Consider the following 15,999-nt stretch of genomic DNA (forward strand, 5'->3'; position numbering starts at 1 on the left):
AATATTGTTTAACTAAAAATTTTAGAATCATGAAACAAGTACCTGAAAAACCAAACATTTCATTGCAAGAAGCAAAAGCACATTATCAATTAAGTAGTGAAAATCACAAAATTGAAGGAGGCGAGAGTCATCTGGCTTACTACAGAGATAAGCATCCGCAGAACTATCGGACATTATTAAATTATTATTCAAACTAAAATCTTATATCATGGAAAATTTAAATGTATTACAGCTCGATTTCGGTTTTGAAGTTAAGCCAGTATTAGCAAAAGAAAAAGTGGTAAAGCGAACTAAAAAACACAAGAGCGATTTCGTTTTCGATTTTATGGACTGTTTGGCAAGTCCAATCATCGTTTTTAAATCTGCATGGCAAGATAGCATACCAAAGGATATTCTTGGAAGAATTAAAATATCACGATTAATATGTTCGCTGACAAAAGAAAAAATGGCATCACTTACAGAAACATTAGCCTACATGATGCCAAGAACTTACGAAGCACCAATGCCAACAGAATGGGTAAATATCTACACATGGTTAGGACTTCAATATGCAATGCAGACTAAAAACAATGGACAATTGGAAGCTATGAAAGATATAGCAACAAAAGAACTTTCTGACTATGAAATGGTCTTTTGAAAAACCTACGAATTTGGATTTATGAAAAGCGAAGAAAAGCACTAAAAGATATTCTGAAAAAGAATAAAGTTTCAGAATCTGATGGAATTTTAGATGTTCAAGAGAAACTATTCTAATAATGAGCATTAAACTTACAAGGAAGATTTTTTTTACAAAGCCATTCAGCACATTTCCTTCCATTCCGTATAAACTACATTCCAGAAAAAGAGCTTCATTAACAAAGGTCTTGGACCTAATCCTCACTTTTGACTTTTCATTCCGTTAACCCTTTCCGCTCTGCTGGAAAGGAACACTTCATTCCAAATAAAAAGTGTGAATCAAGTCCGCTGGCCAAATAGGATAAAATGTATTTGTCATTGTGTTCCACTTCCTATGATTTTGTATTTCACAAAGAATTTAGAATCACTTCCGTAATCCAACACCGTCATACCTTTTTTTGACAGCAAAATAACAACATTCAGCTTTGAACGACAGCATAATCAGGCTCGTGCCTCGCACTTTTTATATGTCTAAACAAAGCTGAATATCGAAAGCACTAAGCAACAAAAAGAAGGTAACAGCGTCGGCTCTATGGGAAGTAAATCTAAAATGAATCTTATGAAATCTTACAAAATCAATAAAAAGGAAGCGGAACAAAAGTTAAAAAAACAAAAAAAAGAAAACGCTCTGGATATAATAAGTAAATCAATAACAAAGCCTTTCTGAATAGTTCTAAATGAGCTAATGCTTCAACCTTAAAGTTTTCTTTTTGAACAACCCATTTTAAAGGGATTACAGTACCATCTGTATTTATAGCAAAAGAACTATTAAGGGCTTTTTTATGTGTGTCATAAACTATCCATCCAGAGAACACACTTGAACTTAAGGCACAAATAGTGACTGCAAGCACAATGAATCGGTTAATTCTTAAAATGGTATATATGTTTTTGTACGATGTTTTCATAGTTGTAGAAAGCGTTATGAAGTGAATAATCTTAAAGTAAAGGTGACTGCACGTTTATATAGTTTAAACTTCAGAAATACTATGAAGCCTATAGATCCTAACTGAACTACTGGAGCAAAAAATCTATTCCCAGTATCCGTGCCGAAAAGGTTGGTCCAAAAATTGGTGTTGATCTCCGTATAAATTGCGTTAATAAATACATTTACTAGAAAAAAGGCAGGAACCAGCATGTAAACGGCGGCGTACAATTTGAAAAAAGAATAAGCCATAGATCGAAACTTCTCAAACACGGCGAGGCTTAATATTAAAGGAAAAAAGGCTTGCATAATACCTAATAGAAAATAGCGTTCAGATAAAAATAGCGGGTATATAAAAAGGTCTAAAATCCAAAGGCCTAAGCCGATAATAAATGAAACCATTTTCCAACCAAAAAGTGGAGTTACTAGCGCTTCGAATAATAGTGCCATTGCTTTTTTTGCTGCTTCCAATGCGCCAACGTCTTCTTCTATTGGAATGTCTTGCATTTGGAGGGGGAGAAGCGCAGGAGCAGTGTTTCTATATTGAGACTCTATAGCGACTAGAACTCCATCGAAAAAGCTTAATATTTGGGTTGAAAAAATAACTAAAAGCACTACAGCAAAATTTCTAGCAAGTTCTCCAGGACTTAATCCCCAAGTATAACCATCTTTATTAGCCACACCTTCGTTGTACTTTTTTAGAATGTTAACCAAGAAAAAAAGAACTGCAAGCGTTTTCATTCCAGCAATGGTGTATTGTGAAAAATCACTGCTTTTAATGGTTTGAAAAACAGTATCGATGTATTCTAACCCAATTCCTAAAAAGTACAATGCAGTCATAATTAATAGTTGGTTTCTCTATTGTTTACTTTGTCTTGCATTTTTCTAAATGAAATGATGTCTCGATAGCGTTCTGTTTTTTTTGTTATTTCTGCTACCATTTCGTTCGATTCCATTTCTTTTTGTTTTAAAATACCGGCACGCTCGGCGTCTGTCATTTTCAAGAAATTACTCGATAGTATTTGCTCAATAAAATTCATACTGTCTAGTGAACTTTCAATAATATCATTGAATGAATCTGAAATTCGAGTAACTTCATCAGGTTTGATATATGGTGAATTTAAAATTTCTCTTAAATCGTCTCGAACAACATTAAAAAGGATTTGGTTATTACTAGCCATTTCTTTAATAGCGTTGAGTTGGCGGATCACATTGTTCACTTTTTCAATGTTATCTTTTTGTGTTTTTAGAAACTCAACGGTTTTCAATAATTGAGAAGTTTGTTTAGCCGATTCTACCAGGGATTTAGCCAGACTTATAAAATTGGTATTGTCGTAAACAGGCATGCCTTGTGCTGTACTGCTACTAGGTAATATAAAAGTCAATACCATGGCAAGTACTAGTGTTTTCATTGTTGTTTTCATTTTTTTTGGTTTTAAGATGTATACTCAGTGATTGCTTTTTCCATATTTTGATGTTGCTCATAAAGCCTCATAATAGCTTCGTTTTCTGTGCCATCTGTGAGGTAAGCAGCATAAACCTCTTTAGGGACTTCTAACCGGAAGATGTTACTCTCTTTACCTATTTTGATAAACATTTCGGTATATTTTCGTGGGCCTGTAAGGTTGTTTTTAATGGACTTTAATTGATTAAGGTCATGACTAGAGAGATTTAATCGTTTCTGCAGTTCATCATATCCTTTTTCATTGTTTAAGCTATAGATAACTTGTGTATTCTCTAGAATGCTGGCAGATGTTGAATTATTCGGAAGCTGATTAATGGATTGCAGAATTATCCCAATGGCTCCATTTTGTTTTCTAATGGCTTGGTAATAGAATTCTACGCTTTCCAAAACATTTTCAAACTTGAGTTGTTTGGCAAACTCATCAAATAGGATGATGCCTTTTTCTGCTCTGTTTTTCCAAATGGTTCTTTGTATGGCAGATTTTATAAGCTTAAGCATTACAGACAAGATTTCTTTGTTGTCTTTCACTTCATCTAGTTCAAAAACAATTAGGCGTTTGTCTTCTATTTTGTAGGTTTGATCTTCGTTAATTTCAAATAAGAAACTGTAAATTCCATCGCCAACATATTCGGACATAATGTGCAGGAAATTTGTAATATTGAAATAATCCGTATGTATTTGTAAATGCGTTAAAAGGGTATCTTTTCTAGTTTCAATGAATTTATAAAAACTATGAAGTGAATGATCTTTTGAAACTTCAGAATAGTAAAAACGTAGTATCTTTTTAATAGATACCGATTGAGCTTTATTAACCTTAAAATCTGAGGCGAAGAGTTCAAATAAGAAAACTGATAAATCTTCAAGGCGCTCCGGTGTTAAATCATCTATACTCGTAATGTAAAAGGGATTAATACCAAGGTTTTTTCCGCTTTCATATCTTAATACAGTGTATTGATCTGGGTAGAGTTTAGCAAACTTGGTGTAAGAGCCACCCAAGTCTATTATCACTAACCGGACTCCGCTTTCAAAATATTGGCGTAGTATATTATTGGCTAAAAAGGATTTGCCTTCTCCTGTTGGAGCAAATATGGCAAAGTTTCTAGCTTTAATGCGTTTCTTTTTATCATCCCAAACATCCTTTAAAACGGGAATGTTATGCTCTCTATCATTAAAAATAATACCAGTTTTATCTGTTTTGTAATTACTGTTATTTATTAATAAGCATAAAGCATGTTTTAAATCGGTAACGTATAAATCTTCATTCGAAAAGTTAGATGAAAAACAGAAGTAGCTATTCAGTAAATAATTTTTACGGGCTTCACCTTTTGGGTAATAAGGAATAATATCTATTTCCTTAAATTCAGTTTTAATTTTAGAAGCTATTTGGTCTAACTCTTTGGCTTTACGAGCCCAGTATATAATGTTTAAATGGCCACGGATGACACGTGCTTTATCATCCGTATTAATTTGATCGAGTATATGTTCTATTTTTTTTAGAACCACTTTGTTTTGAGAGCCAAAATTTGAACTCTTGTTGAGTTCTTCAATTTTCTTATCCAAAAGCTTTCGCCATTTATGTTTATCATCTAAATAGATAATTTGATTAACAATATGGTTTTCATTCAAAGTAAGACCAAGACCATCTATAAAACCTTGATGAAACACAAAATCGTCTGATGTAAAACGCTCATTGGTTTTGCTAGTTTGTACACTTTCTCCAAAGCAGAGTTCGCTATTTATAGCTAAAGCATCAAAATAATGATCACCAATACTAGTGGTTGCCTTGTCGAGAATAATATCGGTATCCAGATCGTAACTAAATCCATTAAAATAGGTATTGGTTAACTCGTGTATCGCTTTGGCCTGCATAGGAAGGAATTCCATTTTACGACTATTATTTATAAATGAAACAGAATCACTAACCGAGCTAAGGAATGCATTAATATGATTGTCGATGTCTTGTGGGATCTTCTTCGATATCTTTTTAAAAGGGTTAACAAATTGACTATTGTTAAGAGCATTACTTTTTGTTAGTATGAAGAACAAATAGCAGTGATGTTCTATATATTCCCGCCCTTTAAAGTGTTTATGAGTAGCTTGTTCCAAAAAACTTTTATTAGGCAATTCTTCCGAGGTGTAAGTCTTTTTAAGGTAGATATCTTGCTTATGTATAACACAACCGGTTGGTAAAGATTTAATAGCCTGAAACCATGCGGCATGTATATCTTCAAAATCCTTTTCTGAAAGCGAGTATATTTCAGGAAGTGTGCCTTTATAGCATAAAATAACGTTACCATTGTTTGCAAAAACAACATTTTCATGAATATCAATAATGGGATAATAAGATTGTAGATTTATTTTATTCATAGTGTAATGTGCTATTTTTCTTGTTGCTTATTATTTTTGGAAAGACTTTTGAGAATTGTAATAATTGCGGATGATGCGCAAACTTTGTTAAGCCTACGTAAAGCGCTGAATTGATCACAAACACCATAATGATTATCATAAAACTGAAAGAGAAAATGATAATCAAAAGTGAGGCTATAACAACAATCATCATGAGTGCGAAAAGTGAAATAGGCAATCCGAAAATTATCGCTTGCTTACGGATGTTTTTATAGACTTCGTATTTCTTCATACCGTTATTTTATTAAAGCTCCTAATGAGGTGCATTACACTACAATGCTTATTAAGTAAGTAAAGATGCCTACTACGGCTCCAGCAATTAATACAAAGACAAGTACACGTGTAATTCCTTTTTTTAGGTCTGCGTTTTCTCCAAAAAAATGTCCTGCATTAAACAGAAAGCCCACTAAAAAGATAACCCCTAAAATTATGGGGAAGATGGATCTAATGGTGTCGGAAACATCATTTACGGAGTCTTCAATACCTCCAATTTGTGCAAAGCTTGAAATAGAGGCTAGCAGCATAGCGAGTAGCATAAAAATTGATTTTTTCATAATAGTTTTGATTTAGCTGTTTATGGTAACGGATGATTAATAGTTTGTGGAAATTATTATGAAATGGAAGTAAAGCGGGATATTCAATAAACTTTAACGCTTATTCCTGTTAAACTTTTGAAGATTACCAAGGAAGTTCTTGATTTATTGAATTTTGTGTAATCTAAAATGTTTACTATGCATGTAATAAATCGAATTCTGGTGTGCCTATGCTGTGTAGGTTTCTTTAGCTATGGTTTCGGGCAAAAAAGGGTAGAAGTAAAGCCTCTTGTTATAGTTATAGATCCAGGACATGGCGGTAAAGATGCTGGAGCAATATCTAGAACAGGAGTGAAGGAAAAGGATATCGTTTTGAGTATTGCTAATAAAATAGTAGAACTCAATTATAGATTGAACAAGCAATCTTTAGATGTTTTTCTTACCAGGTACGCAGATACGTTTGTTTCGCTTGCTGATAGAACTCGATTATCAAAAAAACTAAAAGCCGATGTGTTTATTTCTATCCATTGCAATGCATCAGCTAATCCAAAAGCATCCGGAACAGAAGTTTATATATATCCTAAAAGTGACATGCAAGCGGAAGAGTCTGCCTATTTAGGGTTTACAATTCAAAAAGGATTGGCAGGCCTATTGGGTGTTAAAAATCGAGGATTAAAATATGGTGATTTTCAGGTGTTACGTGATAGTCGTAAAGGAAGTGCAACGGTTTTATTAGAACTTGGGTTTTTGTCTCAAACAGATGAAGCTATATACTTGTCTAAGGAGAAATCTCATGAGGCTATTGCACTTGTGATATTGCAATGTACTTTAAAATATTTAGGGTTATGAGTGAGTTAATGATTGCTATAGTGAAAAGTCTGAAGGAAATAATTAAAGTTTTATTTAATTAAATATTTCAGAAATGTAAGATTTAAAAAAACTTATTTTAATTAGATTTAACCTTATAATACTGGTAAAATATCTTATTTTAATCAATTATTTAAAAGATTAAATGGGTAAAGAACATATTAAACAGGTACCAGATGCAGATTTGTCAAGTGCTGGAGATGATTTTCATATTCTTTGGACAATAAAGAAATCTTTAGAATTATTAAACTTTGATGATTCAGGAATAAGAGCAATCAACATTGAAGGAGTTGAATTGTCAGAATCAGAACAGTTGGATCCAACTGGGAAAAATTTACTAGGAGTTGATTTAAGTGAATATTATGGTGGGGATAATTATATAGAAGCCGAAAAGGTTGTTATCTCACAACTAAAATATAGCACACTTAGAAGTGGTAAAAATTACACAATTGGAGAATTATACAGAGGAAAAAAAAGTAAATCTACAGAAGGATCTTTAGTTCATAGATTAGCGGATATTTTTAAGCTTTATTTGGATGAATTCGGCAGAGATTCAGTTTTGAAGAAAGTACATATAAAGTTAGTGACTAATAGAAACTTTAACGCTAAGCATCTCAAGTCAATTAATGGTATTAAAACTTATCTACTTAAAAAGAAAGGAAAAGTAAGTTTTAATAAGGTACTTAAGGATAATCCCGAGAATAGCAATTCGTTAAAAAAATTATTTGCAGCTTCCAGATTAAAAGTAACAGAGTTTACTGATTTTATTCGATTACTTGACTTGGGTGATTGTGGTGTAGATTCTAGACTTAATCTGAAAATTCAGTTATATAAAGATATTCCTAGAACTACTTATAATTCAAAAATCCAATATAATCAATTAAGAGAGTTGGTTTTTGATAAAATGATGCCAGAAGCTAGAAGCAGACGAAAAATTACGATAATAGACGTAATCGCAAATTTAGGATTTAACGATGGTAGCATAGAAAATTTATTTCCTGTTTCTCAAAGTTTAGAGGATAATAAGAATAGTGTTTTAAGAGAGCAATTAGAATCAATAAATTCTGAGATTAATGCAAACACCGATTTTCTTCCAATATGTATTCATGGTGGTGCAGGAATTGGAAAATCTACTATAATCCAGCAAATACAGAAAAACTTACCAGATAATAACGAATGTCTAACCTTTGATTGCTATGGTTCTGGTTCGTACCAAAATGCTGAAGATAATAGACATTTACACAAAAATGCCTTAACACATATTTCGAACGATTTAGCAAAAAAAATAGGAACAGATTTTTTGATTACGCACTTTCCTTTACAGAGTGATGTTTATGTAAAAGAGTTCAAAAAAAGAATTGTACACGCTGTGGAAATTATAAAACAAAGAGATGTCAATGCTACTCTTACCATTATTATAGATGCAGCAGATAATAGTATAACAGCAGCTAACAATAATGGAGAAAAGAGCTTTGTGCAAGATATTTTAAATATGGATATACCTTCAGGTTGCAATTTAATTGTGACTACCAGGACGCATCGAAAAGAGTCACTTAAATTACCAGAAGATTACATTGATATTGAGTTAGAACCGTTTAGTTTAGAAGAAACGACTCAGTTTATAAAAAAATACTTTCCAGAAATCTCTGATACAGAAATTTCTGAATTTCGAAAATACACAAATGGGATTCCAAGAGCTCAATTTTACTCTATCGATTTGAAGAAGAAAGGCATAAAAGAAGTTATAAATTTTTTAAAGCCAAACGGAAAAACAGTAGAGTTACTTATTCTAGATAAAATTAAAGAAGCCAAAAAAAAGGTGTCCAATAAAGAGAAAATAATAATAGATGATTTTTTTAGTCTTTTAATTGGATTACCAAGACCTGTACCTATAAATTATTTAGCAGAAATATTAGATGTCAGTCAAAGTTTTCTATTAGATATATCATCTGAAATCTGGACTGGTCTTATCTTTGAAAATAATAGTTTTGAATTTCGTGATGAAGATTTTGAAAATTATATTAGAGATAATTATTCACTAAGTCAGGAAAGGTTAACTCAAATAACTGAAGTTTTTCTTAAAAATGCAGAGAATGATAGTTATGCTTCAGTTAATTTAGGCAACTTACTTTTTCAGTCAGAGCAAAATCAATTATTAAAGGATATAGTTCTAGAAAGAAAGTTCTTATTACTTCCAGAGGACCCAATAAAAAATAGAGCAACTTATATAAGTAGGACGAGATTAGCAATGAAGATGGCTAATAATTTTGATGATAACTTAACTTATTTTAAACTCATATTTATAGCAGCCGAAGAAGCTAAAAAGGATAAAGCCTTAACTGCTTTATTAATTGATTATCCTGATTTAGTCTCTGAATTTGGAGATGATACTTCGCTTAATAAGCTAAAACTCAATTCAGATGAAAAATCATGGGCTGGCTCATTTCATATGAAGTTAGCAGGTGTGTATTCAAGAGAGACAGAGAATCATAAAGCTGCTTTAAAACATTTAAGAACAGCTAAAGAATGGCTTAACTGGAGAAGTGACTCTGTCAAAAAAGATGATTTACATAAATACCCTATTTCAAGTAAGGACATAGCTTATTACACAGAAGCAATTTTGAGATTAGTTGGTGTTGACGAAGCCTTGAGTTCAATTAATAGGTGGACACCTAGAGAAGTTAGATTATCTGGAGGAAATTATTTAATTGAGAGTTTGTTTTTATTTAGTAATAAAACAGAAATTAATAAATGGTTTAAAATAGAGACTTTAAGAATTGATGCCAAGATATTTGTTATTACTAAATCCTGTAAACATAGGATGCATCAAGATTTTGAACTAAAAATGATTACTAGTGAAATTGAAAAAGTTCTATCCAGAAAAGTAATTAAGTTCAATATTAAATTCAGACACATATTGGTCGATTTCTGTGAGATATTAATATCTAATAATATTGATAAATCGTTAGTAAACAGTATTCTAAAACATATTAAATTTGAGTTACCAAAATACATTCCTAGCTTTTATCGAAGACATGGTAGCGATGATGATGCAGACAAAATAAATCTATTTTTAAAGATTAAATCTTTAAAAGCATTTCTTGATGATGAGTTATTGTCAGTCGAAAGTTTACTTCCAGATAAATTTAATGATATTGATAAGATTGAAGATTACGAAAAGAAAAACTCGTTAGAAAGAGAGAAAAAAGAGTTTACGAGTTTTTATAAACATATTTTACCCATCTTTCAATTAAATACAAATTTTGTTTCTAAAAAAATTACCGTTGAAGAGGCAGATATTACGTTTAAGAATATTTGTGAGTCTTTTTCTGGAGATTATAGTTTTAGGTACGAAAACGGACATAGTTATAAAGAGAAAGTAAATTATTTTGCTAGTCTTCTAGCAAACTTTGCAGTAAAAATTAACAATAATGATTTAATAGATATTCTTGTTAGATCCTTAGATAGTAACGCAAGTAAAATTGCGATGAGATTTTGGATTGTTGAAGAAACAATTCACGAAAAAGCTTTCTTGAATAAAAATCTCAAAATACTAAGTGAAATTGATGAATTGATTAAAACTGGTTCAAACCCTTCATCACAAAGAATAGAAAGTTATATAAAATGTGCTTTATTAAGCCGAAAAATAGACTTTAATTCTGGTAAGTATTACTTCAATGAAGCTATAAATGCAACAGAAGAAATTGATTTTGAAGCATTCTCTAAAATCAGTTGTTTGTCAGATTTAGCAAAGATAGGTTTTGAAAAAATAGATCCTAAACTTGCCCATGAGTATGCTAGGTTTGCAGAATATAGTGATTACATGTTAGAAGGTTATGATAAAAAGCATTTCCCTTATAAGAATGCTTTGTTTGGAATTGCAGATATTAATTTTAACTCAATGTTTACGACAGCGTCTAGATGGCATCATAGAGGTGTAATTAGTTTGTCTAAATATATTGTAGCTATTTTAAAATTTTCTCTTAAGAAAGGTAAGATTAATCATGTTGTAGCAGGTTCGTTAATTCCAATGTATCAGTATAAATATTTTACAGATGAATCGATTGAACTTTATGATATGATTTTAACTAAATACGATGAATCAAAAGACTTAATTGGTAAAACTAAATTTGTTGAAATAATTTATAGAGATTGCTTACTTCATAAAAATAAAAGTACGTTAAATCATATTTATAATGCAATTAAGTCAGGCGCGTTTGTTGAAATGCAAATAATCCAAAAAATTGAAGCGTACTTAAACTTTAGAGAAACAGTTGAAAAAGAAAAAGAAAGCACATATTCTAATGATTTTGATAAAGAAAAATTTGTCCATGAGATAGACCTTAATGGTATTGGTATAAGTTCAACAAGAGACCTGGAAAAAGCTATTAGCACTATAATTGAAAATAACGACAGTTATTCTAACAGATGGAAAATAGATAATTTTTTGACTGAGATAAAAAATATATGTCAGCCTAAGGATTATACAAATCAATTGGATGCTATTGTGGATATAGACTCGGAGCTTTTAAGTTTTTATTCATTTGAAGATGCTATCAGAGAGCGATTAGAGGAATGGAGTTTTTATCCCTCTTTAAAACAATGGAAAAAAGAGAAATTTAGGTATGTTATTTTAGCTTGGTTTGAAAATTTTGATTATGGTAATTCTCTTAGTATCGGTAAGTTGTTAGAATTTGCTAAAATGTTTGATTTTAACGAAACTCAATTAGGAGAAATTATTTTTGAAATTTTACCAGAAAAGATAGAAGTATTAACAGATGAATCTATATATAGCGTATTTTTCTTAATTAAAAATAGACTCACTATAAAAGATAATACCGAAATTTTCAATTGGGTTTTAAATAGATGGAATAAAAACATAAAGTTTGATTTTAGAGATGGCTTATGGACTGATAAGTTACTTCCACCATCAGATACTGATGAAGCTATTGCAAATATTTTACGATTGTATTTAGGACTTCCAGATAAAGAACTAAGATGGGAAGCAATTCATAGCATAAGGAATCTTGTTAACCTTGGTGATAAAAGTATTCTTAAATATCTAATTAAAGCTCAAAATGAAACCAATTGTAGTCCATTTCAGAATGAGGAATACATTTTTTATTGGATTTCTGCCAAATTATATCTTTGGATTGCAATAGATAGAATAAGTGCCGAAGTACCTGAAAAGCTTGTGGACTTAAAAGAACTTTTTATCAAAGAACTTCAAAATGAAGAATTACCACATGTGTTAATTAATTTTTTCATTAAAAGAGTCTGCCAGAACTTATTAAAATATAATGATAAGATTTACAATAAAGAAGAACAAGAAATAATTGAAAATGCCTTAGTAAGTAAATTTGATAAAGTAAAAGAAGAATCATATTCAAGAAAGCAAAGAAGATATAACTCAACTTCAGATAAAAGTTGGAGGTTTGATTTTGATGGTATGGATGTATTACCTTATTGGTATAGTAATCTTGGAGACATTTTTAATTTGTCTGAATATGATGTCGCAGACATAGCTGATAAATATATTGTAGAAAAATGGGGGTATACTGGCGATATAAATAAAGATGATTACACTCGAAATTACGATTGGGGATTAAGGGATAAGAGAAAAGGAAGCAATCCACAAGTTGAAAGTTTAGATACCTATTTTGAATACCATGCTATGTTTTGTGCTGCAAATGTGTTGTTGGAGAAAGAACCTCAATTAAAAAAATATGATGATGATGATTATAATGACTGGGGTTCTTGGGAATATTGGCTCAAATCAAAAGCCATTACTTGGAATGATTTTTGGGCTTCAGATTTGCGAGACCCATTACCTTTATTAAACAAATTTTGGGAAAATGAATATGATAAATTTGATAAAAAATGGAGAGATGTAATTCATGAAGAGAAATTTGATAACGAAATAGGTTTTTCAGAATTTTATAATGAAAGATTTATAATACCTCATGGTGGATTTACTCGCTATATTGGAGATAATAGTGAATCCGTTTATATTCGTTCAGCCTTGGTCTCGATTAAAGGGTCAGAAGCACTACTAAGAGCTTTTCAAACAGCAGAAAACCAACACGATTATGCAATCCCTATAGAAAGCGATGGAGAGCGTTTTGAAATTAATAATTGTGGTCTAATTTATAAAAGCTGGCTGAAAGTTAATGACACAGAATATGATGGATTAGATAAGCATGATTTTCTAGCAAAAAAAACAGGTAAAAGTATTATCACATTTGGAACTGGAATACAAGAATTTTTCAAAATCGAATTTAGTAATGATTTGAAGGCCGCTCAGCTAAATGATAATAAAGTGTCTTCATTCGAATTTTGGGATGAAACGAGTGATAGTAGATATAGAGATATTAAAAATGTAGAGAGTTCTGGCGAAATATTCAAAGTTGATATTGACTTCATATTAGAAATTTTGAAAACGGAGAATATGAATATGATTATAAAGTGCCAAATAACTAAACAACTCAAGGAAAGTCAATATTGGAGTGATAACAGTGAGCAGCCTTGGGAACATACTAAAATTTATTTATTAAAATCAGATGGAACAGTTAAAACACTCAGAGGAAGAAATTTTAAAGTTAGGTAAAAAACTAATAGCTGAATTAGAACTTGTCTATACAGTAAATACATTAGCTCGATGGATGGGGCACTATCTAGTTGAATTAATGAATAATATAGATAAATGTGAGTCAAAACAAGAAAAAAGTGAGCTTCAGAAGGAGTGTTGTAATGTAATATTAGAAATATGGGAAAAAAGAGAACGAATACCAATTGAGAAACCTACGGAAAAGTTAAAACCAATAATTGATGTTCTATCATTACTCAAAAAAAACGAGCATCCTTTTATTCGTCATAGATTTTTGGGAAATAATAATGGTTTAAGAAATAAAAATTCAAATTGGCTTAGCTTTCTGGAAATTGTGAAAAATAATTCAGAAAGAATCTATCGCAAATCAATAATTTCAATGATTAGTGAAGAGCTTTTGGAAAAAGATAAAGAATGGATTGAGAAACATGGTAGTTTTTTATCTGATGACGAAAAGAGCGTTGTAGAGTATTTAGATTCAATAAAGGAAATTACAATTTCTTTTAGCAATGATTCAGAAAAAGAGATTACTGAAAATGAAAAAATAGAAAATTTATTTATTGATTTAGAGGAGCAGCTAGATGAACAAAAAGAAGAATTGTTGAGATTAAAAAAGCAAGTACTTAATAATTTATAAAAAAAAGGATAATAGAATATATCCTTTTAAATAAAACATAAATTGAAACGATGCAAGAGATTACTTTCATTAATTTATCCAAAGAAAAATCAAAAGGTTTACATCTTCATATTTTTGAAAATGCAAAACAGTTAAAGTTTGATTCTTCAATATTAGCACATGTAAATAAATCATATAGTAGCGCAAGTTCATTACTTATTTTGAGTTCTGAAGAAATAATTAAAGCTATACTGGTATTTTTACATGCTAATGGGTATAGAGTTTATTTGCTTAAAGATGCTAAAGGCTTTTTTAAAAACCATGAAATAAGGCATTCGCTTCAAATGCTTATTGAAACTGGAATGTCTCTATTTGAAACAATTGATAAGTGGGAAAATAGAAAAATAAATAAGCAAATTCCGAACACCCAAAAGAAATGGCTTAATAATACATTACAATTTTTATCTGACTCAGCATTTGTGTTATCAAATGTTAGTACTGTAATGAATAGGATTGAAGTCATTAAAAAATGCAGGGTTTTATGTAGATTACAAGAATGAAATATTAATTCCGCAAAAAATTGTGGTAAAAGAAAACTACGACTCTATTTTGGAAACTTCCAATCGGCTGATTATATTTTATAAACAATTAAGAATTTTATTTCATCCCTCAATCACAAGGCATTTGTCAAATGATAAGATTGAGGAAATAAAAAATGGTTTGCATGTTTTTATAAATGATACATTAAAAGACTTTTCTTTTAAAGAGATAAATAAAATCAAGTAAATAAATTCCCCCAAACCAAAGGATGCTCGCTAGCTTCCACACTTTTATTAGTTACAGACTTATAAGTAGACCATTGCGGACGTTTATTAGGCCACATAGCTTTTCTGTTTAGTCCGCTATCGGTCATTTTATTAAATAGAGCAGGAGAGAGGAACATAAAATCTTTCTGTTTGATATTAACACCTTTTCTGTAAGCGCCTAGTCTAAAATAATTAGCATCGTCCTTTTTGTCCATATCTACTTCAAAAGATAAATGCTTGGTAATGTCTTTTAAGGCGGTATTCTTGCTTATAGGAGAAAGAGAATCGCAATAAGATGGCGCGTTGAATGTACCTGCGATAATAACGTTGGTTTTACCTTGGCTTATTAGGTTGTTGTAAACTTCTGTGATTTTGAAGATTTGATTTTTTCTAATACTATCAGACTCATCATGGTTTTTGGTACGTTTTTGTAAATAGGTATTTAGCAACCATAGTTTTTCTTTCGATGGAGTAGTGATTTCGTACTCTATAAGGCTTTTACCATCGTCATTAATTTCCGTATTTATGTTATGTGTTCTTACGGCCTCTAGAATGTAGTCTTTTCTTAGAAGTATTCCCATTTCTAAACTTGTCATATCATTACCTTGGATAACAAAGGAATATTCGAATGGTTTACAGTTAAATTGAGGTAGAATAAGTTGATTAAAATCTTCTAAAGATGCTCTGTCTTCAATTTCTTGTAATAGAAGAATGTCCGGGTTTACATCGGCAATAACTTGGGCTTTATGTTTTGTAGCATGGGGTTGAATTGGGATGGTTTGAAGTTCTATCCAACCGTTCCAATTTGTGAGATCACTAGCTTTATTTTCAATAGAATGACTGATTCCTTTCATATACAAAAAGCCTGCTTTTCTGCGTAAAACAGCATAGGGTCTAGCACTGGATTTTTCGAAACCAATTAAAAATGATAATTCTCTAATACGATCTTGTTGACTTGGTGTTTTTGAAGGTTGAAGCATGAGCATGTCTAGTTCTGTTATCCAATCTGTAAATACTTTGCCAACCGGTTTTTCTAAAAGGCTTTTATCTCTATGGAATAAGTTCTGGATGTTGAATGTTGCTATTTTCATTGTAGTTAAGT

At 31.0% G+C, this 15,999-nt stretch carries 12 protein-coding genes and 1 pseudogene; 7 read left to right on the forward strand and 6 right to left on the reverse strand.

Annotation, left to right across the window (positions count from 1 at the left end; translation table 11 throughout):
• Nucleotides 1-29 precede the first annotated feature (29 nt).
• Complete coding sequence (locus ACJJV4_RS00335; protein WP_405290967.1) at nucleotides 30-197, forward strand: hypothetical protein; 168 nt, start codon at nucleotides 30-32, stop codon at nucleotides 195-197.
• An 11-nt stretch (nucleotides 198-208) separates the two neighbouring features.
• Complete coding sequence (locus tag ACJJV4_RS00340) at nucleotides 209-637, forward strand: hypothetical protein (protein ID WP_405290969.1); 429 nt, start codon at nucleotides 209-211, stop codon at nucleotides 635-637.
• A 703-nt stretch (nucleotides 638-1,340) separates the two neighbouring features.
• On the opposite strand, the pseudogene ACJJV4_RS00345 reads toward ACJJV4_RS00340, so the two are convergent.
• The 5 genes and pseudogenes from ACJJV4_RS00345 to ACJJV4_RS00365 form a co-directional block, all read right to left on the reverse strand.
• A pseudogene (locus ACJJV4_RS00345) lies at nucleotides 1,341-1,580 on the reverse strand (conjugal transfer protein TraK); the annotation flags it as partial.
• A 14-nt stretch (nucleotides 1,581-1,594) separates the two neighbouring features.
• Entirely contained in the window at nucleotides 1,595-2,437 is an 843-nt protein-coding gene (locus ACJJV4_RS00350; RefSeq protein WP_405290971.1) for a hypothetical protein, read from the reverse strand.
• Between the two features lie 2 nt (nucleotides 2,438-2,439).
• The gene (locus ACJJV4_RS00355; RefSeq protein ID WP_405290973.1) at nucleotides 2,440-3,021 is read right to left on the reverse strand and encodes a conjugal transfer protein; all 582 of its coding nucleotides are present in this window, start codon (nucleotides 3,019-3,021) and stop codon (nucleotides 2,440-2,442) included.
• An 11-nt stretch (nucleotides 3,022-3,032) separates the two neighbouring features.
• Nucleotides 3,033-5,429: a TraG family conjugative transposon ATPase gene (locus ACJJV4_RS00360; protein WP_405290975.1), complete on the reverse strand. Its 2,397-nt coding sequence runs from the start codon at nucleotides 5,427-5,429 to the stop codon at nucleotides 3,033-3,035.
• Between the two features lie 305 nt (nucleotides 5,430-5,734).
• Entirely contained in the window at nucleotides 5,735-6,022 is a 288-nt protein-coding gene (locus tag ACJJV4_RS00365) for a hypothetical protein (RefSeq protein WP_304404433.1), read from the reverse strand.
• A gap of 177 nt (nucleotides 6,023-6,199) precedes the next feature.
• Here ACJJV4_RS00365 and ACJJV4_RS00370 point away from each other — a divergent pair, with 177 nt between their 5' ends.
• From ACJJV4_RS00370 to ACJJV4_RS00390, 5 genes are all read left to right on the forward strand, one after another.
• Complete coding sequence (locus ACJJV4_RS00370; RefSeq protein WP_405290977.1) at nucleotides 6,200-6,850, forward strand: N-acetylmuramoyl-L-alanine amidase; 651 nt, start codon at nucleotides 6,200-6,202, stop codon at nucleotides 6,848-6,850.
• A 163-nt stretch (nucleotides 6,851-7,013) separates the two neighbouring features.
• Nucleotides 7,014-13,475, forward strand: a complete 6,462-nt coding sequence (locus ACJJV4_RS00375; protein WP_405290979.1) for an NACHT domain-containing protein — start codon at nucleotides 7,014-7,016, stop codon at nucleotides 13,473-13,475.
• Nucleotides 13,429-14,112 carry a hypothetical protein gene (locus ACJJV4_RS00380; RefSeq protein WP_405290981.1) on the forward strand — a complete coding sequence of 228 codons (684 nt, stop codon included), beginning with the start codon at nucleotides 13,429-13,431 and terminating at the stop codon, nucleotides 14,110-14,112. Before ACJJV4_RS00375 ends, ACJJV4_RS00380 begins: the two co-directional genes overlap by 47 nt.
• A 50-nt stretch (nucleotides 14,113-14,162) precedes the next feature.
• On the forward strand, nucleotides 14,163-14,651 hold the full coding sequence (locus ACJJV4_RS00385) for an AbiV family abortive infection protein (protein ID WP_405290983.1): 489 nt from the start codon (nucleotides 14,163-14,165) through the stop codon (nucleotides 14,649-14,651).
• Nucleotides 14,605-14,877, forward strand: a complete 273-nt coding sequence (locus ACJJV4_RS00390) for a hypothetical protein (RefSeq protein ID WP_405290985.1) — start codon at nucleotides 14,605-14,607, stop codon at nucleotides 14,875-14,877. Before ACJJV4_RS00385 ends, ACJJV4_RS00390 begins: the two co-directional genes overlap by 47 nt.
• Here ACJJV4_RS00390 and ACJJV4_RS00395 read toward each other — a convergent pair.
• Entirely contained in the window at nucleotides 14,870-15,988 is a 1,119-nt protein-coding gene (locus ACJJV4_RS00395; protein WP_405290987.1) for a hypothetical protein, read from the reverse strand. The genes ACJJV4_RS00390 and ACJJV4_RS00395 overlap by 8 nt on opposite strands.
• Between the last annotated feature and the right edge of the window lie 11 nt (nucleotides 15,989-15,999).

Source organism: Algibacter sp. Ld11 (assembly GCF_045066735.1).
GTDB lineage: Bacteria > Bacteroidota > Bacteroidia > Flavobacteriales > Flavobacteriaceae > Algibacter.